Genomic DNA, 22344 nt, shown 5'->3' with positions numbered 1-22344 from the left:
CACCCATAAAAAAGGCTGATTTTTATCAGCCTTTTCACCAGTCTTCATCACTGCAGCATTACTTTTTCAATTCACCAATCGGTAAGATCGTGCGGCCATACTCATTATTGAGCACCTGCGCCATCGCAAAATAAATCGCACTCGCACCACAGATGATCCCTTCAAAGCCAGCAATAGTGCCAATCAAGGCGCTGCCCGTGAAATCACGCGCCGCTAATAGGAAAAATAAGACAGTCAAAGAAGCAAACACAAATTGCTTAGCTCGTGGATAACGCAAAGAACCCACAAACATAAATGCGGTGAATATACCCCAAAGCGTTAAATACCAGCCCATAAAATACGTTGGACTCGCCGCAATGCCCGCATTAGGCATTAGGATTAATCCCACTAATGTTAACCAAAACAAACCATAAGAGGTAAATGCCGTCGTACCGAAAGTATCGCCGCGCATAAAACACATAATACCCACAATCACTTGACCAATGCCGCCGTAAAAAATCCCCATGGCTAAGATCATAGAATCAATAGGGAAATATCCCGCGTTATGAATATTTAACAAAATCGTTGTCATACCAAAGCCCATTAAACCTAATGGCGCTGGATTAGCCAGTTTTGTAGACACAGAGTTCCCCTAGAGAAAAATCAATAATTCAATAAAAATCAACGGCATTAACCGTCAACCTTATGTTCGCGCACCTGCGAGAGCCGCGCATTCTAGAGGATAGCCACAACCTTGGCAATGAAATCATTAAAAATGAATAAATTATAACAAATATAGATTAAAAACAAAGACTTAAATAAATAATGTTAGCAAGAAAACCACATCGGAAATTGAGTTAAAAATTAATTCTTTTCAATTCAATATTCTAGGCAGTCAACCTGCTACAACCTGCTTCATATCACATTTAATGCAACTTTTTATAACTGCCGCATGGTTTAACATTATGCCCCCTTAAAACCTTAATCAAAATTGGGGTTAAAACAGTAAGAATATAGCACTCCATCGCAAATCCATGATTAAGGTGATGTAAGTGGCACTTTTTAAAAATACCGACTCCTCGGGGCCAGATTTTCCCTAGAAGCTAATCCATAAATTAAACGAGACGCCATCATCGCATAAGCTTTGTATAAAGCCCTTATCACCGATACTAAGCTAAACAGGTATATCAGTTGGGATAATGGCTAATGCTAAGCCAATGGTTCAACACTTAAACATCAGATTTACTTGAAGCGAATCAAAGGAAAACAAGCTAAAAAACCTTAACCCAAAAAGGTAAAAATTATTTATATCTAAAACAGAATAGCAGTGATAAATTGCTGGTGTTGGTGCAGTGGTATTAAGAGAATGCTTCTTAATCTGTGGTTAACAATACATAACTAAAGGAAATAAAATGAATAAGTTATCAGCTGTTTTCACCCTATTGGCATTAGTTAGCTTCACGACCTTTGCTGACGACTCCTCTTTACCGCCTGCACCAGCAGCCGATATCGCTCAGCTGAAAGAAGTGTGCCAGCAGATGGCCTCTGAAGATCAAGTCGAAAATGCAGAGCTAAAACAATATGTGCTTGATTGTGTAAACGATCAACTGACAGAAATGGGCTACAAGTCGGTTACTGAGGTTAATTAATCTTCATTCTAATCTCTGTGTTATTACCGCAACATCGCGTTATTCAGCTTCATTAAATGCCGTTCACAACCGCGAATGGCATTATTCTTTTCAAGAAAAAAGCTATATTGCTCACAATTAACATCATTTCAGTTACAGACGAAACCTATCGAATACAAAATTTAACATCTACAATTAACCGTACGAAAGCCACAAAAATAGGCTTTTAGCATGACTATCAAGGTATTGTGCGATCTACAAATTTACTATTTAATTGATAGCTGTATCATTTTGCATCCCTGCGAATGAAACCACTGTTGGATTGGGCATAAAATGCTAATCTGTTTTTCTGTATTGTTAACCTCAGCCCTTAATCGTTAAATCATGTATCGCATTCTTTTTGTCCTCATTACAAGTTTAAGTATTTTGCCCTCTGTTGTAATGGCGAAAGAAGCCTGTGCATCAGAAAATCAATGCATTGAGATGAACAACTGGGATCTTGGCGTCGCCATTGGCTGGGGGCAAAAAAGCAATCCACTCAAGGATTTTGACGATATTCCACTGTTCTTTATCCCTACAGTGGCCTACTACGGCGAACACTGGTTCTTCGACAATGGTAATCTAGGCTACACCTTAGCCGAGCAAGAAAGCTTCACGTTCAATCTCGTCACCAGTTATAGCTTAGATAGAGCCTATTTCTACCGATGGGATCCATCGAATATCTTTTTGAACCGCGGTACACAAATTGAAGCCAAAGCCATAAATAGTATGTCTTTGTCGACTGAGCCCGAACGTGAATTTAATTCTTTAGAGATGCGGAACTTCACCCTACTTGGCGGTGCCGAAGCATTCATCTATACCAGACTCGGCATTATTCGATTGGCATACACCCATGATATGTTTAATGTTCATCAAGGTTCAGAAGCACAAATAAAATGGACCTATGGCTGGGATTACGATCGTTTCATTTTTGAATTCGCACTGGTGTTTGATTGGAAGAGCCAAGCAGTAGTGGATTATTATTATGGCGTTAGGCCAAGTGAAAACGCCTATTGGAGTGAACAATATCAAGCAAAATCAGGTTGGGATAAAGGTGCGGAAATGACGGCCCGTTATATATTAACTGACAATTGGGATCTACTCTTGGCAGTTCGTTACACTCTAATTGCCGATGAGATTGCCGCCAGTCCCTTGTTAGACCAAGACTATAGCAGCACCTACTTTATCGGCGCAGCCTATAGGTTCTAACGTTAGTGACGCTGCCTCAGTTAAGCTTGCTTTGCTTTCTTGGTCTAAGCCTCGGCTTGATGGGCCCAAGTTCTGCTCAAGCTAAAACTCGCGATGCGGCATTAAAACTCACACCTGAAATTTGTATTACCAGTTCAGAAACAGAAGCCTGCGACGTCTATATTGAACTGCAGTGGGAACTCGCCAAAGATGAGCTTATCTGTATTTTGTCCGACAATGCCGCCTATCCCAAATGGTGCAGTGATTCAGTTTCAACCCATACGTTAAGCATGAAAATCCACACTATGACGGATATTCAATTTGTCATGGTGAGTAAAGACAGTAACCAAACTTTGGCTGGTGCCAAACTTAAAATCACTTCTGCATCACAACCTCAGGTTCGCAGACGTTACCGCAACCCTTGGAGTTTATTTTAATGACAAGCCCACAATCGAACCACAGAGTATTATTGGTTGAAGACGACGTTCGCCTAGCAAACTTGATTGTAGATTACCTAAAATCCCATGGTATGCATGTTGAAGTTGAACGCCGTGGCGACACAGTATTAACGCGATTAATCAATTACAAGCCAGATATCATACTGTTAGATATTATGCTGCCGGGCATGGATGGCCTCACCCTGTGTGAGAAACTGCCCGACTATTTTGCCGGCCCAATCCTATTGATGAGCGCACTTGGCTCAAGCGAAGATCAAATCAAAGGACTAGAACTCGGTGCCGATGACTATGTGGTTAAGCCCGTCGATCCTGCCCTGTTAGTGGCGCGGATCAACAACTTACTGCGCCGTCAAAATCAGCCACCTCAGGCAGAATCCCACTGCTTGACCTTTGGTAAACTGAGTATCGACCCGCATACCCACGCGATTCGCCTCAATGAAACTGAAATCGATCTCACCAGCCATGAATTCGAGTTACTGTGGTTACTGGCCTCACAAGCTGGCCAAGTGCTCAGCCGTCAGTATATTTATCAGCTGTTACTCAATATTGATTTTGACGGTAAAGATCGAAAAATTGACGTGCGTATCTCTAGATTACGTAAAAAACTCAACGATAATATCGAGACACCTTTCAGAATTAAAACCGTTTGGGGACAAGGTTACCTCTTTGCGCCTGAAGCCTGGAATAACTAAGCACACATACAGTGAAACGTCTCTTTATCAGTTTATATCTGCTACTCAGTCTCAGCGTGCTTGGGATTGGCTGGACACTCGACAGCTTGTGGCAGAAAAATGTGGATGACAATAACGCCCTCGATGCGCCATTAGTGGCCTTGGCGCAATTGTTAGCGGAACTGCCTCCCGATACCCGCCAAAGGTATCTGGAGGCGATCCCAGCCAATCCTGTTATGCCGTTGCAATTGCTCAGTGCCGATCAAGTAGCGCTGGCAGACAATCAAGCGCTAAGCACAAGCAAGGTGTTCACTACCACGACCAATGACGATATTCTGCTGCAATTTATCCGAGTCGGCGATCAAGTCTTAATGGCAGGGCCGCTGGACATCGATCCTAGAGGCAACCTTCGCAGCCTGTTCACCCTGTTCTTTTATTTATCACTCGCCCTCGTTGCGCTAATTTGGGTTGGCCCGCTTTCTCGGGATTTGAGCATACTACGTAAGGCCACTAAAGAGTTTGGCGAAGCGAAATGGGACACGCGAATTACCCTATCAAATCGTTCCCAAGTTAAACCCTTAGCCAATACCTTTAATGAAATGGCGCGGCATATTAGTGCCTTGATAGAAAACCAAAAACACCTGTCTAATGCGGTATCCCATGAGATCCGCACGCCGCTGGCGAGGCTCAAATTCGCCCTTGCACTCATGCCCATGTATTGTCAGCCTGATTCGGACGAACAAAAGCGCCAAGACTTTCTCGATGAGATGCAGCTCGATATCAAAGAAATGGAAGACTTGCTTCAGGAACTGCTAACCTACGCCAGCTTAGAGTCCCAGCGAGAAGGTATCCAGTTAGATGAGTACGATTTAATTAATCTCATCAATCAAAGCATTAAGCGTCTAGAAAGCTTGAGCCCAACACCTATTACCCTTAAAACAGAAGTCGAAAAACTGCCCTTGTTTGGGGAACCCGCATTAATTGAACGTGCGCTGCAGAATTTACTGACCAATGCCCAACGCTTTGCCCGTACTGAAATCGTTATTGAAGTTAAGCAGACCCAGCATAGGGTCAATTTAAGTGTGAGTAACGACGGCGAACCTATACCAGCAGTAGATTTACCGAAAGTGTTCGAGCCTTTTTATCGCAGCCAATCGGTGCAAAATGGCAATAAGGGACACGGTTTGGGACTGGCGATCATTAAACGGATTATGCAGCGGCATCAAGGGAATGTGAGCGTCACTAGCGATGCGCAACATACCCGATTTAATTTAATTTGGCCGAAGAAGCGCAAGCTGTAATAGGGATTGGGATTAAACGGCTGCGCATCTGTAATTCATCAATGCGCTAATTCTACAAGCCAGTAAAACAAGTGAGTTAAACAAGACTATTTAACTGGCCTAGTTAACTTGCAATTCAAACTATTAGTCTAGCTCGAAGCCACCAAAATCCAGATCGGCTTCGGGCTCAGGCTCAAAATTCAACTGCGGATTTAACGCCGCCCTTTCTTGCTCTATTTGCGCTTGCCTTGCTTTCATCATCGCCAACTGGCGACGGCGTTTACGTTGAGTGCACAGCCGAATGACATCGTACTTTTGCGCATCTGAAAACGTTAACCAATTGAATCTCTCGTCACGGCTTCGCAGGCAACCATTACAATAACCGCGCGCATCAGTTTGACACACACCGATACAGGGACTGGGGATATCAAAAAAGGCTAACTGTTCCATAACCCGCCGCTATTCCTCTGTCAAAATGAGCTGTTCTCACGATGCGGTATGCCCAAATGAATCATGGATCATCGACCTTTGCTAAAAATGAAGCGGCAAAGTGGCGTTTAAAGCGATTCAAATACAACACACTTATCTAAAGTACTTGCAGAAACAACCTTAATCAAGGCACATTGAACAGAGTTTGTACAACTTGGAGCACTATCATGGGATACCGTCACTTTGCCAGTCTGCTCGTCGCTGTTGCCTTATTAAACGCCTGCAGCAGTAAACCGAAAAACGATTACGATCTCAATTACGACTTCAGCACACTGCACAGCTTTACCCAGCTAACGCCACAGCCCACAGACGACCCACTCAGCGCCCAGCGCATTCAAGTCGAAATTAACAACCAGTTGACTCAAAAAGGCTTTGTCGAAAATACCCAAGCCCCCGACTTTAACGTCGCCTACGCCCTACTGACCCAAGATAAACCTAAGGATTCAGGGTTATCGATTGGATTAGGCACAGGCACATTCGGCCGTTCAGGGGGCATAGGAATTGGCACTAGCGTTGGGGTACCACTGGGCAGTGATACCGCTAAAATTCAAACTATTCAGATAGATATTGTCGACCCTAAAACCAAAACACTCATTTGGCGTGGTAGCGACAGTTATGATTTCGATGCAAGCGGCAATGAGAAAGCCCAAGATACCGCCAAAGCCGTTAGCCGAATTTTGGCGCAGTTCCCACCGACAAAATGATCAAGGCTTAGTGAGTAAAAATGGGCGAATTTCGCCCATTTTTATTAATGAAGAATGCTTGTCGTCAAATATCTTAGGCGAAATATCTAAGACTCAGGAGAAAAGCCCTGACGAAAGATAACGATCACCCCTATCACAAACAATCGCCACAACCACTGAATCAGGATTCAGTCTGGCTATCTCAAGCGCAGCAAACGCAGCACCGCCCGAACTGACGCCGGCACAAATCCCTTCTTCACGCGCTAAGGTTCTTGCCATGGCTTTTGCATCTTGCTCTTCAACATCCATCACAAGATCAACACGGGATGCATCGAAAATCCCCGGCAAGTACGCCTGCGGCCAACGGCGGATCCCAGGAATGCTACTGCCATCAGCGGGCTGAAGGCCAACAATGGTGATGTCAGGATTACAGCTTTTAAGGTATTTAGACACGCCCATTATGGTGCCTGTCGTCCCCATGCTAGAGACAAAGTGAGTGATCTTGCCTTGACTCTGTTGCCAGATTTCCGGACCTGTGGTGAGGAAATGCGCATTCGCGTTATCTTGATTATTAAACTGATCCAGCACCTTGCCTTTGCCTTCGGTTTGTAACTGCAGTGCCAAATCCCGCGCCGTCTCCATGTTATCCACCAGCATAAGTTCTGCACCATAGGCTTGCATCGCATCCTTACGCTCTTGGGTGGAGTTTTCCGGCATAATCAGGATCATCTTGTAGCCTTTGATCGCCGCCGCCATCGCTAGGGCAATCCCAGTATTGCCACTCGTCGCCTCGATAAGTGTGTCACCCGGGCTGATCTCTTGGCGAAGTTCAGCCTGAATGATCATATTGAGTGCTGCACGATCCTTTACTGAACCCGCAGGGTTATTCCCTTCCAACTTTAACAGTACAGTTGAGGTGCCACAGTTAAGCCGCTGCAAGCGAACCAGCGGAGTTTGCCCAATACAGGCTTCAATTGTCGGAAAGTCAGACACTAGGATTATCCTTTACTTGATAAAAACAACTAAGCAATAGCCTATTCTAAGTGGGTTGCCCCGAACAAACACGGCGAATACTGCTTATAGCATAAAATAAATCGCTCATAGTTATTCAAATTAGTTCTATTCAATTGGCTTTTTATAAATAATTAGTTCTATTACTCTAGGTGTCATAACGCTGACAAAATTGCCAGATTAAGGAGTTCAAAATGTCCGTAAAATTGATAAAGGCCCTGCTAGGAACCCTCATTCTGGGAACCTCACTCAATGTGACTGCCGCAGATCAAACCCTGCTTAATTCCTCGTATGATATCGCACGGGAATTATTCAATGCCTACAACCCCGTTTTTGCCAAACATTGGCAAGAGAAAACAGGTAAAACCGTTGAGATTAAACAATCCCACGCAGGTTCATCGGCACAGGCGCGCTCAATTCTGCAAGGATTACCAGCAGATGTGGTGACGTTTAACCAAGTAACAGACGTACAGATCCTCCATGACCGCGGTAAATTGATCCCAGAAAATTGGCAACAACTACTGCCTAATGCCAGTTCACCTTACTATTCCACCATTGCTTTTTTAGTTCGTAAAGGTAACCCAAAGCAAGTAAGCGATTGGGGCGATTTAGCCAGAGATGACGTTAAGCTGGTCTTTCCTAACCCAAAAACCTCTGGTAATGCGCGTTACACCTATTTAGCCGCCTTAGGTTATGCCCAAAAAAGTTTTGGTAAAGATAATCAGGCTTCACAGGACCAATTCCTGAAAAAATTCCTCGGCAACGTAGCAGTGTTTGATACAGGCGGTCGTGGTGCAACCACCTCCTTTGTTGAACGTGGTATCGGTGATGTGCTGATTACGTTTGAATCGGAAGTGAACAATATTCGCCAGCAGTATGGTGCAGACGATTACCAAGTCATAGTGCCAAAAACATCGATTTTGGCTGAGTTCCCCGTTGCTGTGGTTGAGAAAAATGCTAAGCGCAACGGCACACAAGAGCTAGCGACTGAGTATTTGAATTATCTCTACAGCGAAGAATCACAACGACTATTGGCCGGTTTCAATTATCGTGTGCATAACGAAACGGTTCAGGCTGAGTTTGCTAAGCAGTTCCCTACGGTTGACCTGCTCACTGTTGAGCAAATCATTGGGGGTTGGGATAATGCCATGAAAACCCAGTTTGCTAACGGTGCCAAACTCGATCAGTTACTCAAACGCTAATTCCAGTTTGCTGTGATAAAAGGTTAACATTGCAACCCGGGCTCAGTCCCGGGTTAAGCAATTTTAGCGCGTTGACGGGTGATGATTTGCAAGCAACGAAGTTGGCTTAGATAGTCTTTAACTCAGACCGCCGATCGCTGACGGCAAATACAGCGTATTGGATTAACTCAATTAACCTGACCGGGTGATTATTCTGTGATTTTTAATAACGGGCGTTTACGCCATAAGCGGGTTCTTCCAGGTTTTACCATCAGCTTAGGTGTGTCCCTACTGTTTGTCAGCCTGATTTTATTATTGCCAACCACTGGGCTGATTATGCAGACCAGTTCAATGAGCTTGTCCGAATACTGGGGCGTCATCACAGATCCTCGGGTGCTGGCGAGTTACCGAGTTACCATACTATCGGCGCTCGCGGCATCGCTATTTAACTGCCTTTTCGGATTGTTACTCGCATGGGTGCTAGTACGTTATGAATTCCCCGGCAAACGCATCTTAGATGCATTGGTGGATTTACCCTTTGCGTTGCCAACCGCCGTTGCCGGTATCACCTTAGCAACCCTGTATGCCGAAAATGGCCAAATCGGTAGTGTACTGGCAGAACTGGGCATAAAAGTCGCCTATACCCCGCTAGGCATAGTGGTCGCGATGATTTTCACCAGTATTCCCTTTGTGGTGCGTACCGTACAACCGGTTCTCGAAGAGTTATCCCACGATGAAGAAGAAGCGGGCATGACGCTTGGCGCCTCGGATCGTGCGGTATTCTGGCGGATCATTTTGCCGTCCTTGTGGCCAGCCTTGATGGTCGGGACTGCACTGTCTTTTACCCGCAGCCTAGGTGAGTTTGGTGCCGTTATCTTTATTGCGGGCAACATGCCCTATATCAGCGAAATCACATCGTTAATGATCTTTGTCCGCCTGCAAGAGTTTGATTTTGCTGGTGCTAGTGCCATTGCCTCTGTGGTGCTGATGACCTCACTACTGCTATTACTACTAATAAACCTGTGGCAGGCGCGTTATCTGCGCCGCATTCATGGACGATAAGGAGCAAACATGAACTCATTTAAGCCCTTAAGAGTCGGTGAAGCCCCTCTTATCAAGTGGAGCCTGATTACCCTCGCGGTGTTCTTAGGCTTGCTATTGTTGCTATTGCCGCTGGTGAGTATTTTTCAGCAAGCGTTTGTCGGAGGTTGGGAGCGTTATATTGGCCACTTAACTCAGCCAGATTCGCTGCATGCGATTGGTTTGACGCTGATGGTTGCGGCGCTCACCGTCCCCATCAATTTAGTGTTCGGGATCATGCTGGCGTGGAGTGTCACTCGGTTTGAATACCCAGGTCGCAAGTTATTAATCACGCTAATTGATATTCCGTTTGCGGTATCACCTGTCGTCGCAGGTTTGCTCTATTTGCTACTCTATGGCAACAGTGGTTGGCTGGGTGAATGGCTCTATGAGCACGATCTGCAGATCATGTTTGCTTGGCCGGGAATACTGTTAGTCACCATTTTTGTCACATGTCCCTTTGTCGCCAGAGAACTCATTCCATTGATGCAACAACAGGGCGCATCGGAAGAAGAAGCCGCAGTGATCCTCGGTGCCTCATGGTGGCAACTCTTCCGCCGAGTGACGCTCCCGAATATCAAGTGGGCACTGATTTACGGTGTGATCCTCACCAATGCCAGAGCCGTGGGCGAATTTGGTGCCGTTGCTGTTGTGTCTGGCAACATTCGCGGTGAAACCAATACCTTACCCTTACATGTGCAATTATTGTATGAAGATTATCAGGCCGAAGCCGCCTTTGCGAGCGCGTCTTTACTCGCCCTGATTGCGCTAGTTACCCTAATGCTAAAAGCCGTCGTTGAATGGCGACAACAACGCAGTTTATCCGCCAATGACAATAAAGAGCAGAGCCAACTATGAGTATTCGTCTTACTAATATTTCCAAGAAATTTGGCAAGTTTCAGGCGCTTTCCCCGCTGGATCTTGATATTCAAGAAGGGGAAATGATTGGTCTGCTGGGACCATCTGGTTCAGGTAAAACCACGTTATTGCGGATTATTGCTGGGCTCGAGGGAGCCGATAGCGGCAACATTTATTTCGGTGACCGAGATGTCACCCAAGTGCATGTGCGTGAAAGACGCGTGGGTTTTGTGTTTCAAAACTATGCGCTGTTTCGCCACATGACAGTCGCCGATAACGTCGCCTTTGGACTCGAAGTCATGTCCAAAAAGCAAAAACCTTCAGCGGCAGAAATACGTAAACGTGTGACACAATTGCTGGAAATAGTGCAACTAGGCCATCTCGCGCAGCGCTACCCCGAACAGCTCTCAGGTGGACAAAAACAGCGCATTGCCTTGGCCCGTGCACTCGCAACCCAACCCGAAGTCTTGCTACTCGATGAACCCTTTGGCGCCTTGGATGCCAAAGTGCGTAAAGAACTACGCCGCTGGCTACGCAGCCTGCATGAGGAATTAAAATTCACCAGCGTATTTGTGACCCACGATCAAGATGAGGCGCTTGAACTCTCCGATAGAGTGGTGGTGATGAGCAATGGTCATATCGAGCAGATTAATACACCAGCTGAGTTATACTCGCATCCCAATAGTCGCTTTGTGTTTGATTTTCTTGGTAACGTCAATGTCTTTGAAGCCAGTTGGCAACAAAAGCGTTGGGAAAATGGCCAAGCATTTTTGACGCCACCAGAACAACAAACACTGCAGCAAGATGGCGTGCTCTATGTTCGCAGCCACGAATTATCGCTGTCAAACAAGCCTAATAGTCAGGCCAATTTGCCGTTCGATATTGTCTCCATGACCCCCATTGGCGCCGAAGTCAGACTGGAATTATCCCCACACGGCTGGCATAGCGATGAGTTGTGGGAAGCCAAGTTCACCCACCATAATCTGCATGAACTCGGGTTACAAAAAGGTAGTATGGTTTACGCCACCCCAAGAACCGGTTACTTCTTTGGGGCACAGGGTGAAAGCTCGCCAACGCGTCTAAGCTGGCCATTCCTGACTCCGGGCAGTCTCGCCTTTGATATCTAATCATCAAGGTTGAAATCAGCAATATTAGCGGTACCACTGGGCAGTGATACCGCCAAAACCGTCCGCCGGAACGAGCTAGCACCCATGGTACCAAGCAAAAATCTTACTCATGGGCATTCACGGTTCGACCTGCGGCCCATTGCCTAAGCGCATTGATTTTATCGCTCATGACCACAGATAAAGGCCGTGTTTTGCTGAGTTCTTCAAGTAATAGCACTTGATCAACACTGCGCTCAACGCTTCTTGCGGTATACATAGCTGCAATTACAGCTTGTTCGATTTCGGCGCCGGAAAATCCTTGGCTGCGGGCCGATAATTGAGCGAGATCTAAGCTCGCCACATCGATTCCACGGCGCTGACAGTGGATTAAGAAGATGGCTTTGCGTATAGCTTCGTCGGGTAAATCGACAAAGAAGATTTCATCCATCCTGCCCTTTCGCATCAATTCTGGCGGCAGAGCTTGAATGTCATTGGCGGTCGCCACCACAAACACTTCAGATTTACGCTCCGCCATCCAAGTGAGTAAGGTGCCGAGTATCCGCGTCGATGTGCCCTCATCGCTGCTACTGCCGCTTAAGCCTTTTTCAATTTCATCTATCCAAAGCACGCAGGGCGACATCATGTCAGCAAGCTCCAGTGCATGCCGTAGATTCTTCTCAGTTTCACCTATGTATTTGTTATATAAGGCTGCCATATCGAGTCTGAGCAAAGGTCGTTGCCAAACGCCCGCAACCGCCTTAGCCGCGAGGCTCTTACCACTGCCCTGCACACCCAGCAGCAAAATCCCCTTAGGCGCATCGAGCGCCTTAGTGTGTTGCACAGAAGTCGGCTTATCGGCTTGGCCAAGGGTGCTGACTGCCGCGATAGGTACACGTTGCTTGAGCCATTTTTTTAGATTATGCAGCCCGGCGATCTGCGAAAAATCACTGGTGTCGTATTCAAATTGCAGCACACCGTTTAAGTCGAGTAACTGAAACTTGGCTTTATTGATGGCATCGATATCTGACAAGGTAATAGCGCCATCATCGACTATGGCTTTGCGCACCAAACGGCGGGCATCGTCTAAGGTCACGCCCCGCAGATTCTCCGCCAATTTGACCACAGCGGCATCATCGACCTGTAGAGACGTGCCTTGATGACGAATTTTATCGACTTCGAGATAAATCAGGTTTTGCAATTGCACTGTGCTTGGCAAGGTTAATTGAAAATAGGCGCAATAACGTTTGATTTCGGGCGGGATATCAAAGGCATGACTCACCAGCACTAATGTGTGTTGCAGCGTTTCGTATTCGAGGGCGATTTCTTTAAGTAAACGGACATTTTTTGGCGCATCAATCACAAAGGGATGAAAGTCGCACAGCACATAAATCCCCTGCTGCGAGGTTGATTTAATTTGTCCAAGCAAATCTGTGGGTTCGCTATTAAATTTTTGTGCCGCCATAGGTTTATCGACCCGTGCTAAACCTTGGGTAATGCTCCAGGTAAACACAGGTTGATAGAGTACACTGGCGACCCGCTTAAGTAACTCGACCACGCGATATTCTTCATAGGTTTCAATCACTACAATTGGCGTATTGGAGCGCAGCACTGAGGTTAAATCGCGAATATCTTGCATGTCTTTCACATCCCTTTTAACTAACCTAAAAATTGCCACAAAAAAGTCCAGCGAACTGGACTTTACACCAACCTTTACACTGAACCGAACAAAGTGCTCAACAAACAAGATTTAACGGTTTAGGCACTAATGTCCATCAAAAAATAAGTAATTCAACCAGCCTTGCATCCTGAGTAATACCTTACGCATTACAGCCACATGGTGAAAGTGTTCAGTGTAAATAGCCACTTGGCCTGACACTCCAGCAGGGAACTCTTTACGAATAGCGTCGTCATCGATATCAATCAAAACAACCACTCGACCATTTTGAAACAGACGACTGGAGGACGCTAATACACCACCCATTTGGATTTCACCTTCAGCCATTGCAGGTAGCACTTTCGCCACTTTGCCTTTAAACACTTTCCCTGGCGCGGCATCGAGAATAATTTCGGCCTCGTCGCCCTCTTTCAGGCGCAGTAGAGAATTCTGCCAAAAGGCTCCGGCAAAATAACGTTGCTCATCAGGGATAAAACTCATCACGGGCCTTAACGGTAAAGGCACAGCCATAGCCCCTGGACGGAGCGCCATTTGCGTGACGATACCATCAGCGGGTGCCCGTACTATGGTCTGCTCTAAATCATAGAGTGCGCTCGCTAAATCTCCCTGCAAGCCAGCCACTTTAGTATTAACGCCATCAATATTAGACTCATAGGCAAGCCTCATCCGTAACTCTTCTGATCTTGCGGCAGTTAACTGCGCTTCAGAAGCAAGATACAGTTGGCGTTTATTATCCAATTCCAATGCGGTAAAGGGAGAATTAGCGCCTCCTTTTCGATGACCGCTTTCATAGCGTTCATAGGCAGACTTATTACGGTCTTTATCAGCATTGACTCGCTCAACATTGGCTTTAGCCGATTCCAATGCCGCGGCGAGCTGTGGCACTTCTAACTCGGCAGCGACTAACGCGGCACGCTTACGCTTTACTACGGCCTCAAAGGGGATGGGATCAATTCGGAAAAGTACATCTCCTTGTTTAACAGGAGTATTTGGCTGCACTTCAACACGAGTCACTAACCCTTTTACCGCAGGGGTAATAGGAATGGTGACAAAATATTCCCGAGCAAAACGTGAATAAGGATGGTTATAGTTCATTAGCAGTATTAAGGCACCAATGAGCACCACGCCCCCCAAAACGGCAGTAGGCACAGTCCATTTAGTCAGCGGGATTTTAAACACTTTAAAAATAACAATACAGATGGCGGCATAGGTAAGTATCAGCAATAGATCCATTTTAGACCTCGACTTTATTGGTAGTATTCGGCTCTTCAACAGCGGCGCTTGCTTGTTCTAATTGCTCAAGTCTCGCTTGTAACGCTATTACCGTCTGACGTAAAGTGCCCACATCCTCCTCTAACGCCTGCTCTCGTTTCATCACAGTACCAAATCCCCAGCCACGATCTTCTCGATATAAGGTGGCCCAGATCCATAAAAATGGCCAAATAGCATGTAACGTAAATAAACTCACCCAGCCCGCAATATGTAGGGCATCTTGCTGTGGGTGATTACGCTTTTTGGCAATTTCGTATGGAATATCATGGATAGCAATCACACCATAAAAAATAACGACAACCACAAAAAATAAAATCCCTAACGCAAAGTAATCTAAAAACATTTGAATCCCCTCAATCATCATGATCACTAATCAAGCAAACACAGTTGAATATCTCAAGGCTAAAGTTAACAACTAAACAACATTATAGAACAACAAAAAACAATCACTTCCAGCCAAGTCAAATTGAATCGTGTTAACACCAAACCCAGTGATCTAAAGCACACTTGTTTATTTACATCATGCTCTAATGTGCCGTTCGCGTTAAACTCATGGCTAAATTGCGCGCCATGACGCAATCCCTACAACTGCGAATAAAGGAATCACACATGATAGGCACTCCCTACACTGAGGGCGCACGACGCGCCATGTTGCTCGGCTGCGGTGAACTTGGCAAAGAAGTGGCCATTGAACTGCAACGCTTAGGCGTTGAAGTGATTGGCGTTGACCGTTACGCCAACGCCCCCGCCATGCAAGTCGCCCATCGCTCCCATGTGATCAATATGCTCGATGCTAAAGCCCTGCGTGCAGTTATCGAGTTAGAAAAACCGCACTTAGTCATCCCCGAAATTGAAGCCATCGCCACCCAAACCTTAGTGGACATGGAAGCCGAAGGGGTAAATATCATCCCCACAGCTCGGGCAACTAAGCTCACTATGGACAGAGAAGGGATTCGTCGCCTCGCCGCTGAAACCTTAGGTTTACCGACTTCTCCGTATTTTTTCTGTGATACTGAAACCGAATTTAATCAAGCGATTAGCGAAATAGGCGTGCCCTGTGTGGTTAAGCCTGTGATGAGTTCATCGGGCAAAGGTCAGAGTGTTATTCGCGATATCGCCCTCAGTCATAAAGCGTGGCAATACGCTCAAGAAGGTGGCCGCGCTGGCGGCGGTCGCGTAATAGTCGAAGGCTTTATTCCCTTCGACTATGAGATCACCCTGTTAACCATCAGCGCAGTCAACGGCATTCACTTTTGTGCGCCCATTGGCCACAGACAGGAAGATGGCGATTACCGTGAGTCATGGCAGCCACAAGCCATGTCAGATGAAGTGTTAGCAAAATCCCAAGCGATCGCGAGCAAAGTCGTCGAAGCCCTTGGCGGGTATGGATTATTTGGCGTAGAGCTGTTTGTTAAAGGCAATGAAGTGTATTTCTCCGAGGTCTCACCAAGACCACATGACACAGGGCTCGTGACACTTATCAGCCAAGATTTATCGGAATTTGCCCTGCATGTGAGAGCAATTCTCGGTCTGCCCATCCCCAATATCCATCAGCATGGCCCAAGCGCCTCGGCGGTAATTTTGGCCGAAGGCACCTCGAGCAATATCCGCTACCAAGGCATTGCCGCCGCATTAGAGGCGGTCAACACTCAGCTGAGATTATTCGCCAAACCCGATATTGATGGCCGCCGCCGCTTAGGTGTCGCGCTTGCCCGTGATATCGATATCGACAGCGCAGTCAGCAAAGCACTCGATAGCGCCAGTAAAGTGAAGGTCATCTTTTAAACTGTTTTATCGGTTTTAAATTGGCTTCAAGCACAAGCGACAAATCAAAGGGAAATGCGCTGCAACGCCATTTCCCTTTTTTCAACACAGTACAGCATCAAGAACCTTTACCAATAAAAAGTGACCCACCCCAACCGACAGAGTAAACTAGCGCCTTTGTCTTGTGGCCTAAGATTGCACGCCAAGCAAAACAAGCCCTGTGGTACGAGTTTAATTTTGGGCGAGTTGTTCAGAGCAATTTATTGCGAGCGCTTATTAAGACGATTGATTTCGAGCTGTGGCTTAATTCTAGCGTGATCTAAGTAAACTCCAGCAGCAAAAAACCATTAGTAATAGAAACCAAAAGTAGTAGAAACCAATGCAGCTTCAGCCTTCTTGCTTTACCTCTTTCACACAAGCCATTGATGCCTATGCCCTGCCGCAACGTTTTACCTTTCCTTTCTATTACGAACCGCATCCATTATGCGTGCTTGCAGCCAACGAATTACAACACCACCTCGAGACTCAGCACGACTGGCAACATAACTTTGGCCTAACGGGTGAGTTAACTGGCGCCATTGGCAAGATGTTCGGCGTATTGCTGGTACAAAATCCGCAAGGTGAAGTGGGCTATTTGTCGGCATTTTCGGGCAAGTTAGCAGAGCAAAACCATTGGCCGCGCTTCGTTCCACCTGTGTTTGATATGCTGGCTAAGGACAATTTTTTCCACGCCGAAAACCTGCAAATCAACCAAATTAACGAGCAGCTACTTGCAGTAGAAAATCATCCCGACATTCCGAGGTTATCAACCGAGCTAGAAACTGAACAAGCTCAAGCGCAAGCCAAACTTGCCGCCCACAGACAAGTGATGATCGATGGCCGTAAGTCCCGCAAGGCGCAGCGCAATCAACTCGCAGCCCAATTGGCTACCAATCCGACTGATGAGACCTTGCGTGAAAACGCAATAACCGAGGCAAAGCTAAATCAAGAAAGTGTCAATGAAAAGAATAACTTAAGAGACATCAAACACTATTATGATGAACGTGTTCATACCATCAGCCAAGCGCTAAGCCAACTGACAGATGAGCGCGACGCGTTACGACAACAGCGCAAACGGCTTTCGGCGGCGCTGCAGCAAAAGCTGTTTGAGCAGTATCGATTCCTCAATATTAAAGGCACAGAAAAGAGCCTTAACGGTATATTTAATGGCACGGTTGAGTTAACCCCGCCCGCAGGCTCGGGCGAATGTGCCGCCCCTAAGTTGTTACATTACGCCTTTAAACATGACCTTAAGCCATTAGCGATTGCCGAGTTTTGGTGGGGCGCACCGCCAAAATCAGAAATTCGCCAGCATAAGCAGTTTTATCCCGCCTGCCTGCGAAAATGCCAACCTATCTTGGGGCATATGCTCGAAGGGCTCGCAATCGATGACAACCCGCTGCTGACCAACCCCGCCGAAGGCAAAACCTTAAGTATCCTATATCAAGACGAGGCGATGGCGATTGTGAACAAACCCGCCGAGTTTTTATCCGTGCCCGGCAAAGAGATTGAAGACTCAGTGTATTCGCGCATCCGCCAAACCTTTCCCCATGCCACAGGGCCGCTAATCGTCCACAGGCTCGATATGTCGACCTCGGGATTAATGGTGATCGCATTGACAAAAGACGCCCATAAACAGCTGCAAAAACAATTTATCCAGCGCACTGTAACTAAACGTTATGTGGCGCTGTTAGCGGGAATTCCTACCGTCATGGCAAATACGCAGGCGACGGGTAACATCTATTTACCCTTGCGTGGCGATTTAGACGATAGACCGAGACAACTCGTTTGCCATGAGTTTGGCAAAGCGGCCGAAACCTATTGGGATTTGAGCCAACTTGATGAAATGGCACGTACAGCCCGCGTGTATCTGTATCCTAAAACGGGCCGAACCCATCAACTCAGGGTTCACTGCGCCCACTCAGAGGGGCTAAATACACCGATTGTCGGTGACGACCTCTACGGCACTCGCGCCAATCGCCTGCATCTGCATGCCGATTTATTGATGCTTCTGCATCCCGTTACCCGTAAGCAGATGCGTTTTCAAGTCGATCCTGATTTTTGAGATCTGAGTTCTGATTGATTAACAAGGCAGCAAAAGGAAAACCAAGCTTAATGGGCATTATCAGAAGTTTGACCGCGATGTAAAAGCGGGCTTTTTCGGGCATAGTAATGCCTCACTCAAAACGGAATCGATAGCAGTAGTATGGGTATAGGCAATCTGGTTAAAAACATTAGCCGAAATCAAGGGTTCTTATGCGCTTTGCTGAGCGCCGCCGTATTCATGAGCGCCTGTCAGCCCGCATCGGAACCGAGTGAACTCATAGCAAACCTAAATGCCAGTCATATAGCAGAAGTCACCTCCGTAACTGCAATACCTCGCGAACCACTCGCGCAAGAAGTCTATATCTGGCAGCGCCAATGGCGCCCCGCTAATCAAACGGCATTAGTGCAAAGCCAAGGGGTATTCCAAGGATTGCACATTCTAGCGCTGCAAGCGCATCCAAAACCCAATGGTGCTGATATTTGGTTTGAAGTCGCGGTCAATCATGCTTGGCTTCAGGCCGATCCTAGACCTAAAGTCGCCGTGATCCGCTTAGATGGCCAGCTGAGCCATTTAAATGATGAAGCAGTGATCCATAAAATCAGCCAAGTACTTAACAGTTGGCAAGCAAAAGGCACACACATCACAGGTGTTGAAATCGACCACGACAGCGCTAGCAGCAAACTGCCCGCCTATCGGGATTTTCTTAAAAAGCTTAAAGCGCAGCTACCAGCAGAGCTCAAACTCAGCATTACCGCCCTGCCCGCTTGGCTCAATAGCACCGATTTCCCCGCATTGCTCACTTATATTGATGAACTCGTGCTGCAAATTCACAGCGTAAGCGATCCACGCCTCGGACTATTCGATGCGACTCAAGGTTGGCAGTGGGTGCAGCAACTCTCAAATATCAGCACTGTGCCTTACCTTATTGCGCTCCCCGCTTACGGCTCGGCGGTCATCAGCACAGCTTCAGGTTATAAAGTGGAGAGTGAAACACCGCTACGGGGTCAACTCAATGACTCCCATGCTGTTGAGGAACTGATGGCAGATCCGCAAGTGTTACAAGCTTTTGTGCACAAACTGCAAAGCCGCACTGATGCCAAGCTTAAAGGCATTATCTGGTTCAGGCTCCCGCTGGAAGGAGATAAAAGGGTTTGGCCACTTGATACCTTAATCGCTGTGGCGCAGCAAGGTGAGCTTACCGCCAAGATTGAATTAGTGCTCTCAAGCGATAACGATATTCAAACAACATTAGCCACTGAAAATAAAGCTAAAAGCCAACAAATCCTCAAGCCACAGCTCTTCCAATTGAGCTTAATTAATCGCGGTAATATTGCTGGCGACATTCCCGCGAGTTTGTCCCTAGCGGGACAAGCTTGCAGCGGGTATGATGCGCAAAATGGCTATCGCGTGATACAAAAAAATGGGCTGTTAATCTGGCAGTGGCGAGCTGAAAATACCGCCACATTGGCGCCGACTGACACTGCTCCAAGCGCGACGAACATGCCAATGCCGCAAGCACACAAACAAACTCAAAAACACATGCTCAACCCTGGCGGCCACAAAGTGATAGGCTGGGCACGTTGTGAGTCATTATATTTACAGGGAATTTATGCGCCATAAGCCAACACCATCGTCCACAATGGCAAAATCCAATCGGGCTTTTATGCTTAAAAAGACCACGCTTATCTGTTTAAGCCTATTTTCGCCAATGCTATTGGCCTGCGGCCCCGACTTCCCTTTGCAATTGACTCAAGACAGACAGAGTAATCTCAGTTATTTACCACAAACCTCTTTCAGCCAGCAGCTTACCGCCCTCGCAAAACCTTTGCCTTGGCAGTATCAAGATGCGCCAGCTGCGCAGGAATATCTGTGGGATGAAGTGCATAGCCGTTATCTGTCACAAACTCGTGCTTTTGAAAACAGCGAATTAAGTGAAGCCCATTTGATCTTAGTGAACACACTAAGGGATGCGACAGGCCCAATCGAGGCCGAACAAATGGCCGCCAAGTTGGATAAGGATCTGCCCCAAGCGCTGACCTGGTACACCTTAGGCGCCGTGGCGTTTGAGGCACAAGATTATGATAGAGCAAGTAACTATTTCAGCAAAATCATTAAATTACCAGAAAGCGAACGCGCATCTCGCAGCCTGTGGGCACTCTATTCGCTGTCGCGTATTGAGCTTATCTTAAGTAAAACCTCAGCGGATCCTGAGCACTTTAATCGTGCCAACGCTTACCTGACTCAATTGCAAACCGAAGTCGCCCAAGGCGCCGCCGATCCCCTGCGCTTGAGCTTAGCAAGCCTAGGTGAGCAGGCTTATATCCTGCTGCACCAAGGCCAGCCGAGCCCACAAGTTGCCAATCAAGGTGCAGATGATACTGAGCTACAAATGATGCTTAACCCTGATGCACTGAATAAGGCTATTGAGCTCTATGCCACCCAATCAGTACAGGGCGATAGCGGCGGTTATGATTCTTTATTGATGTTAAGCCGTACCTTGATGGGGAAAGACATTGCTGAGCTGAAACCGTTGCTGCAACAGACAAGCGTGCAGCAGTTATTGATTGCCTATTGGCAAAGCAGCACCAATGAATTTGCCTACGATGGCCAGCTTTCGGAAATGGGCTCAAAGGTAGCTGAAATCCTCAAAGTGTTTCCAACCGATGGTTTACAGCTCAACCATGGCGATAAATTAGCGGCAATTTATTACCAGCTAGGGGATTACGCCAGTGCTGAGCGCCTATTGACGCTCGCGAAACCCAGCGGCCTCACTTGGTGGCTAACCGCTAAATTAATGCTACAAAAGGGCGATCAAGCAGAGGCGGCCAAGGCCTATGCTCAGGCGGCGCGTCACTTCCCCAAACAATCCGATGAAGCATTGGCTACAGTTGATGCCGAAGAGACTCAGCAGCAAGCCATTAATGCCGATGAAGATAAAGCCACTTACTGCCGTATTCGCGCCGAGCAAGGGGTGTTATCCCTAGAGCGCGGTGAATATGTCGATGCGCTCAATCACTTACTCGCCAGCGGCGACGAATACTGGCAAGACATAGCCTATGTGGCGGAGCGCGTGCTCACCACGGCTGAACTTAAGTTATTTATCGACGAGCATGTGCCGCTTATCGCCTTCGAATACCCTAAAGATAGCGACTGGTACGATAATATAGAGCCGATTAACAATCGCTTACGCTACTTGTTAGGTCGCAGATTATTACGTGAAGGGGCTATCGCTGAAGCGCCTGCTTATTTCCCTAATCCGAATCTTAATGCCAGCGCCCTCGCCTACGGTACTGAGCTGAACGCGGCGAAAAATGCAACAGGCATAGATAGCGCTAAGGCCTATTGGGCTGCGGCAGAACTTGCCCGCCACCAAGGTATGGAAATCTTAGGGTTTGAATTAGCTCCAGATTACGCTATCTACCAAGGGGTATTCGATCTAAGCGATTGGAATGAGCCGAGCAAGTTAGCAGAGAAAGAACAACTGCGATTAAGCGCCAGCCAAGCCGTTCCCGATAAACGCTTCCATTATCGCTACACTGCTGCAGAACTGGCCAACAAGGCATCGGAGCATGTTCCCCACAACAGCCAAGCCTATGCCGCGCTACTCTGCCAAGCCACGGGTTGGGTATTGTATCGAGATCAAGAACTTGCCCTACGCTACTACAAAAAATACGTCGCCAACGGCCCCTTTGTGCCTTGGGCCGAAAACTTTGGTATGCAGTGTGAAGCCCCCGATTTTGACGGTGCAGTAAAACGAGCGCAAGCCAATGAAATTGCAGAATGGAACGTCCTGTACCATAAGCTGAAAAAGCCGGTTGTATTTGGCGTATTAGCCATCACGGGTTTATTAGGTGTGTGGTGGATGCGTAGAAGAAAGGCTCAAGCATAACTAACCA

General features: G+C 47.0%; 20 protein-coding genes. 14 read left to right on the top strand and 6 right to left on the bottom strand.

Features of this window, described 5'->3' with window-relative positions; all coding sequences use genetic code 11:
• Window positions 1–58 precede the first annotated feature (58 nt).
• A complete protein-coding gene (locus tag AYJ58_RS08105) occupies window positions 59–622 on the bottom strand; it encodes an acetate uptake transporter (protein WP_106649706.1) in 564 nt (187 codons plus the stop codon).
• A gap of 769 nt (window positions 623–1391) precedes the next feature.
• Between AYJ58_RS08105 and AYJ58_RS08100 the strand changes: the two genes are divergently transcribed.
• The 5 genes from AYJ58_RS08100 (at window position 1392) to AYJ58_RS08080 (ending at window position 5264) form a co-directional block, all read left to right on the top strand.
• Window positions 1392–1628, top strand: a complete 237-nt coding sequence (locus AYJ58_RS08100; RefSeq protein WP_012088493.1) for a hypothetical protein — start codon at window positions 1392–1394, stop codon at window positions 1626–1628.
• Between the two features lie 363 nt (window positions 1629–1991).
• Window positions 1992–2855, top strand: a complete 864-nt coding sequence (locus AYJ58_RS08095) for a MipA/OmpV family protein (protein ID WP_106649705.1) — start codon at window positions 1992–1994, stop codon at window positions 2853–2855.
• A gap of 5 nt (window positions 2856–2860) precedes the next feature.
• Window positions 2861–3271, top strand: a complete 411-nt coding sequence (locus tag AYJ58_RS08090; protein WP_106649704.1) for a DUF3019 domain-containing protein — start codon at window positions 2861–2863, stop codon at window positions 3269–3271.
• Window positions 3271–3984, top strand: coding sequence for a response regulator (locus tag AYJ58_RS08085; RefSeq protein ID WP_006080570.1), 714 nt, complete (start codon window positions 3271–3273; stop codon window positions 3982–3984). The genes AYJ58_RS08090 and AYJ58_RS08085 overlap by 1 nt, the downstream gene beginning before the upstream one ends.
• Window positions 3985–3995: 11 nt before the next feature.
• On the top strand, window positions 3996–5264 hold the full coding sequence (locus tag AYJ58_RS08080; protein ID WP_106649703.1) for an ATP-binding protein: 1269 nt from the start codon (window positions 3996–3998) through the stop codon (window positions 5262–5264).
• A 123-nt stretch (window positions 5265–5387) separates the two neighbouring features.
• Here AYJ58_RS08080 and AYJ58_RS08075 read toward each other — a convergent pair whose 3' ends face one another.
• On the bottom strand, window positions 5388–5693 hold the full coding sequence (locus tag AYJ58_RS08075; protein ID WP_006085794.1) for a DUF1289 domain-containing protein: 306 nt from the start codon (window positions 5691–5693) through the stop codon (window positions 5388–5390).
• A 206-nt stretch (window positions 5694–5899) separates the two neighbouring features.
• Here AYJ58_RS08075 and AYJ58_RS08070 point away from each other — a divergent pair, with 206 nt between their 5' ends.
• Window positions 5900–6436 carry a DUF4136 domain-containing protein gene (locus AYJ58_RS08070; protein ID WP_106649702.1) on the top strand — a complete coding sequence of 179 codons (537 nt, stop codon included), beginning with the start codon at window positions 5900–5902 and terminating at the stop codon, window positions 6434–6436.
• A 93-nt stretch (window positions 6437–6529) separates the two neighbouring features.
• Here the strand turns inward: AYJ58_RS08070 and cysM are convergent, their stop codons facing one another.
• Window positions 6530–7408, bottom strand: a complete 879-nt coding sequence (gene cysM, locus AYJ58_RS08065; protein ID WP_106649701.1) for a cysteine synthase CysM — start codon at window positions 7406–7408, stop codon at window positions 6530–6532.
• A 212-nt stretch (window positions 7409–7620) separates the two neighbouring features.
• Between cysM and cysP the strand changes: the two genes are divergently transcribed.
• The 4 genes from cysP to AYJ58_RS08045 all read left to right on the top strand — a co-directional run bounded on the left by cysP (window position 7621) and on the right by AYJ58_RS08045 (window position 11672).
• On the top strand, window positions 7621–8628 hold the full coding sequence (cysP, locus tag AYJ58_RS08060) for a thiosulfate ABC transporter substrate-binding protein CysP (RefSeq protein WP_106649700.1): 1008 nt from the start codon (window positions 7621–7623) through the stop codon (window positions 8626–8628).
• A gap of 195 nt (window positions 8629–8823) precedes the next feature.
• The gene (cysT, locus tag AYJ58_RS08055) at window positions 8824–9669 is read left to right on the top strand and encodes a sulfate/thiosulfate ABC transporter permease CysT (protein WP_012088487.1); all 846 of its coding nucleotides are present in this window, start codon (window positions 8824–8826) and stop codon (window positions 9667–9669) included.
• A gap of 9 nt (window positions 9670–9678) precedes the next feature.
• Window positions 9679–10545 (top strand): sulfate ABC transporter permease subunit CysW, encoded by an 867-nt coding sequence (gene cysW / locus AYJ58_RS08050; protein WP_011846041.1) that lies wholly within the window; start codon window positions 9679–9681, stop codon window positions 10543–10545.
• Window positions 10542–11672 carry a sulfate/molybdate ABC transporter ATP-binding protein gene (locus tag AYJ58_RS08045; RefSeq protein WP_106649699.1) on the top strand — a complete coding sequence of 377 codons (1131 nt, stop codon included), beginning with the start codon at window positions 10542–10544 and terminating at the stop codon, window positions 11670–11672. Before cysW ends, AYJ58_RS08045 begins: the two co-directional genes overlap by 4 nt.
• Window positions 11673–11775: 103 nt before the next feature.
• Here the strand turns inward: AYJ58_RS08045 and AYJ58_RS08040 are convergent, their stop codons facing one another.
• From AYJ58_RS08040 to AYJ58_RS08030, 3 genes are all read right to left on the bottom strand, one after another.
• Window positions 11776–13287 (bottom strand): AAA family ATPase, encoded by a 1512-nt coding sequence (locus AYJ58_RS08040; RefSeq protein WP_106649698.1) that lies wholly within the window; start codon window positions 13285–13287, stop codon window positions 11776–11778.
• Between the two features lie 126 nt (window positions 13288–13413).
• A complete protein-coding gene (locus AYJ58_RS08035) occupies window positions 13414–14559 on the bottom strand; it encodes an HlyD family secretion protein (protein ID WP_106649697.1) in 1146 nt (381 codons plus the stop codon).
• A 1-nt stretch (window position 14560) separates the two neighbouring features.
• On the bottom strand, window positions 14561–14941 hold the full coding sequence (locus AYJ58_RS08030) for a DUF3302 domain-containing protein (protein ID WP_106651780.1): 381 nt from the start codon (window positions 14939–14941) through the stop codon (window positions 14561–14563).
• Window positions 14942–15207: 266 nt separating this feature from the next.
• On the opposite strand from AYJ58_RS08030, the gene purT reads away from it, so the two are divergent.
• The 4 genes from purT (at window position 15208) to AYJ58_RS08010 (ending at window position 22337) form a co-directional block, all read left to right on the top strand.
• Window positions 15208–16383 carry a formate-dependent phosphoribosylglycinamide formyltransferase gene (purT, locus tag AYJ58_RS08025; protein WP_106649696.1) on the top strand — a complete coding sequence of 392 codons (1176 nt, stop codon included), beginning with the start codon at window positions 15208–15210 and terminating at the stop codon, window positions 16381–16383.
• Between the two features lie 358 nt (window positions 16384–16741).
• Window positions 16742–18466, top strand: coding sequence for an RluA family pseudouridine synthase (locus tag AYJ58_RS08020; protein WP_106649695.1), 1725 nt, complete (start codon window positions 16742–16744; stop codon window positions 18464–18466).
• 141 nt (window positions 18467–18607) lie between these two features.
• Window positions 18608–20068 carry a DUF3142 domain-containing protein gene (locus tag AYJ58_RS08015; RefSeq protein WP_106649694.1) on the top strand — a complete coding sequence of 487 codons (1461 nt, stop codon included), beginning with the start codon at window positions 18608–18610 and terminating at the stop codon, window positions 20066–20068.
• Window positions 20058–22337: a hypothetical protein gene (locus AYJ58_RS08010; RefSeq protein WP_106649693.1), complete on the top strand. Its 2280-nt coding sequence runs from the start codon at window positions 20058–20060 to the stop codon at window positions 22335–22337. Before AYJ58_RS08015 ends, AYJ58_RS08010 begins: the two co-directional genes overlap by 11 nt.
• Window positions 22338–22344 lie beyond the last annotated feature (7 nt).

Origin of the sequence: Shewanella sp. Pdp11, from assembly GCF_002838165.1 — a bacterium.
GTDB lineage: Bacteria > Pseudomonadota > Gammaproteobacteria > Enterobacterales > Shewanellaceae > Shewanella > Shewanella hafniensis.
The sequence above is the reverse complement of the archived record's forward strand: the minus strand, read 5'-3'. Positions and strand labels throughout refer to the sequence as shown.

What these genes read in the sequence shown, in the direction of transcription:
- AYJ58_RS08100 (WP_012088493.1), top strand. Translation starts at nt 1,392, where the DNA reads ATGAATAAGTTATCAGCTGTTTTCACCCTATTGGCATTAGTTAGCTTC.
- AYJ58_RS08095 (WP_106649705.1), top strand. Translation starts at nt 1,992, where the DNA reads ATGTATCGCATTCTTTTTGTCCTCATTACAAGTTTAAGTATTTTGCCC.
- AYJ58_RS08085 (WP_006080570.1), top strand. Translation starts at nt 3,271, where the DNA reads ATGACAAGCCCACAATCGAACCACAGAGTATTATTGGTTGAAGACGAC.
- AYJ58_RS08075 (WP_006085794.1), bottom strand. Translation starts at nt 5,693, where the DNA reads ATGGAACAGTTAGCCTTTTTTGATATCCCCAGTCCCTGTATCGGTGTG.
- AYJ58_RS08070 (WP_106649702.1), top strand. Translation starts at nt 5,900, where the DNA reads ATGGGATACCGTCACTTTGCCAGTCTGCTCGTCGCTGTTGCCTTATTA.
- cysP (WP_106649700.1), top strand. Translation starts at nt 7,621, where the DNA reads ATGTCCGTAAAATTGATAAAGGCCCTGCTAGGAACCCTCATTCTGGGA.
- cysW (WP_011846041.1), top strand. Translation starts at nt 9,679, where the DNA reads ATGAACTCATTTAAGCCCTTAAGAGTCGGTGAAGCCCCTCTTATCAAG.
- AYJ58_RS08045 (WP_106649699.1), top strand. Translation starts at nt 10,542, where the DNA reads ATGAGTATTCGTCTTACTAATATTTCCAAGAAATTTGGCAAGTTTCAG.
- AYJ58_RS08040 (WP_106649698.1), bottom strand. Translation starts at nt 13,287, where the DNA reads ATGCAAGATATTCGCGATTTAACCTCAGTGCTGCGCTCCAATACGCCA.
- AYJ58_RS08035 (WP_106649697.1), bottom strand. Translation starts at nt 14,559, where the DNA reads ATGGATCTATTGCTGATACTTACCTATGCCGCCATCTGTATTGTTATT.
- AYJ58_RS08030 (WP_106651780.1), bottom strand. Translation starts at nt 14,941, where the DNA reads ATGTTTTTAGATTACTTTGCGTTAGGGATTTTATTTTTTGTGGTTGTC.
- purT (WP_106649696.1), top strand. Translation starts at nt 15,208, where the DNA reads ATGATAGGCACTCCCTACACTGAGGGCGCACGACGCGCCATGTTGCTC.
- AYJ58_RS08020 (WP_106649695.1), top strand. Translation starts at nt 16,742, where the DNA reads ATGCAGCTTCAGCCTTCTTGCTTTACCTCTTTCACACAAGCCATTGAT.
- AYJ58_RS08015 (WP_106649694.1), top strand. Translation starts at nt 18,608, where the DNA reads ATGGGTATAGGCAATCTGGTTAAAAACATTAGCCGAAATCAAGGGTTC.
- AYJ58_RS08010 (WP_106649693.1), top strand. Translation starts at nt 20,058, where the DNA reads ATGCGCCATAAGCCAACACCATCGTCCACAATGGCAAAATCCAATCGG.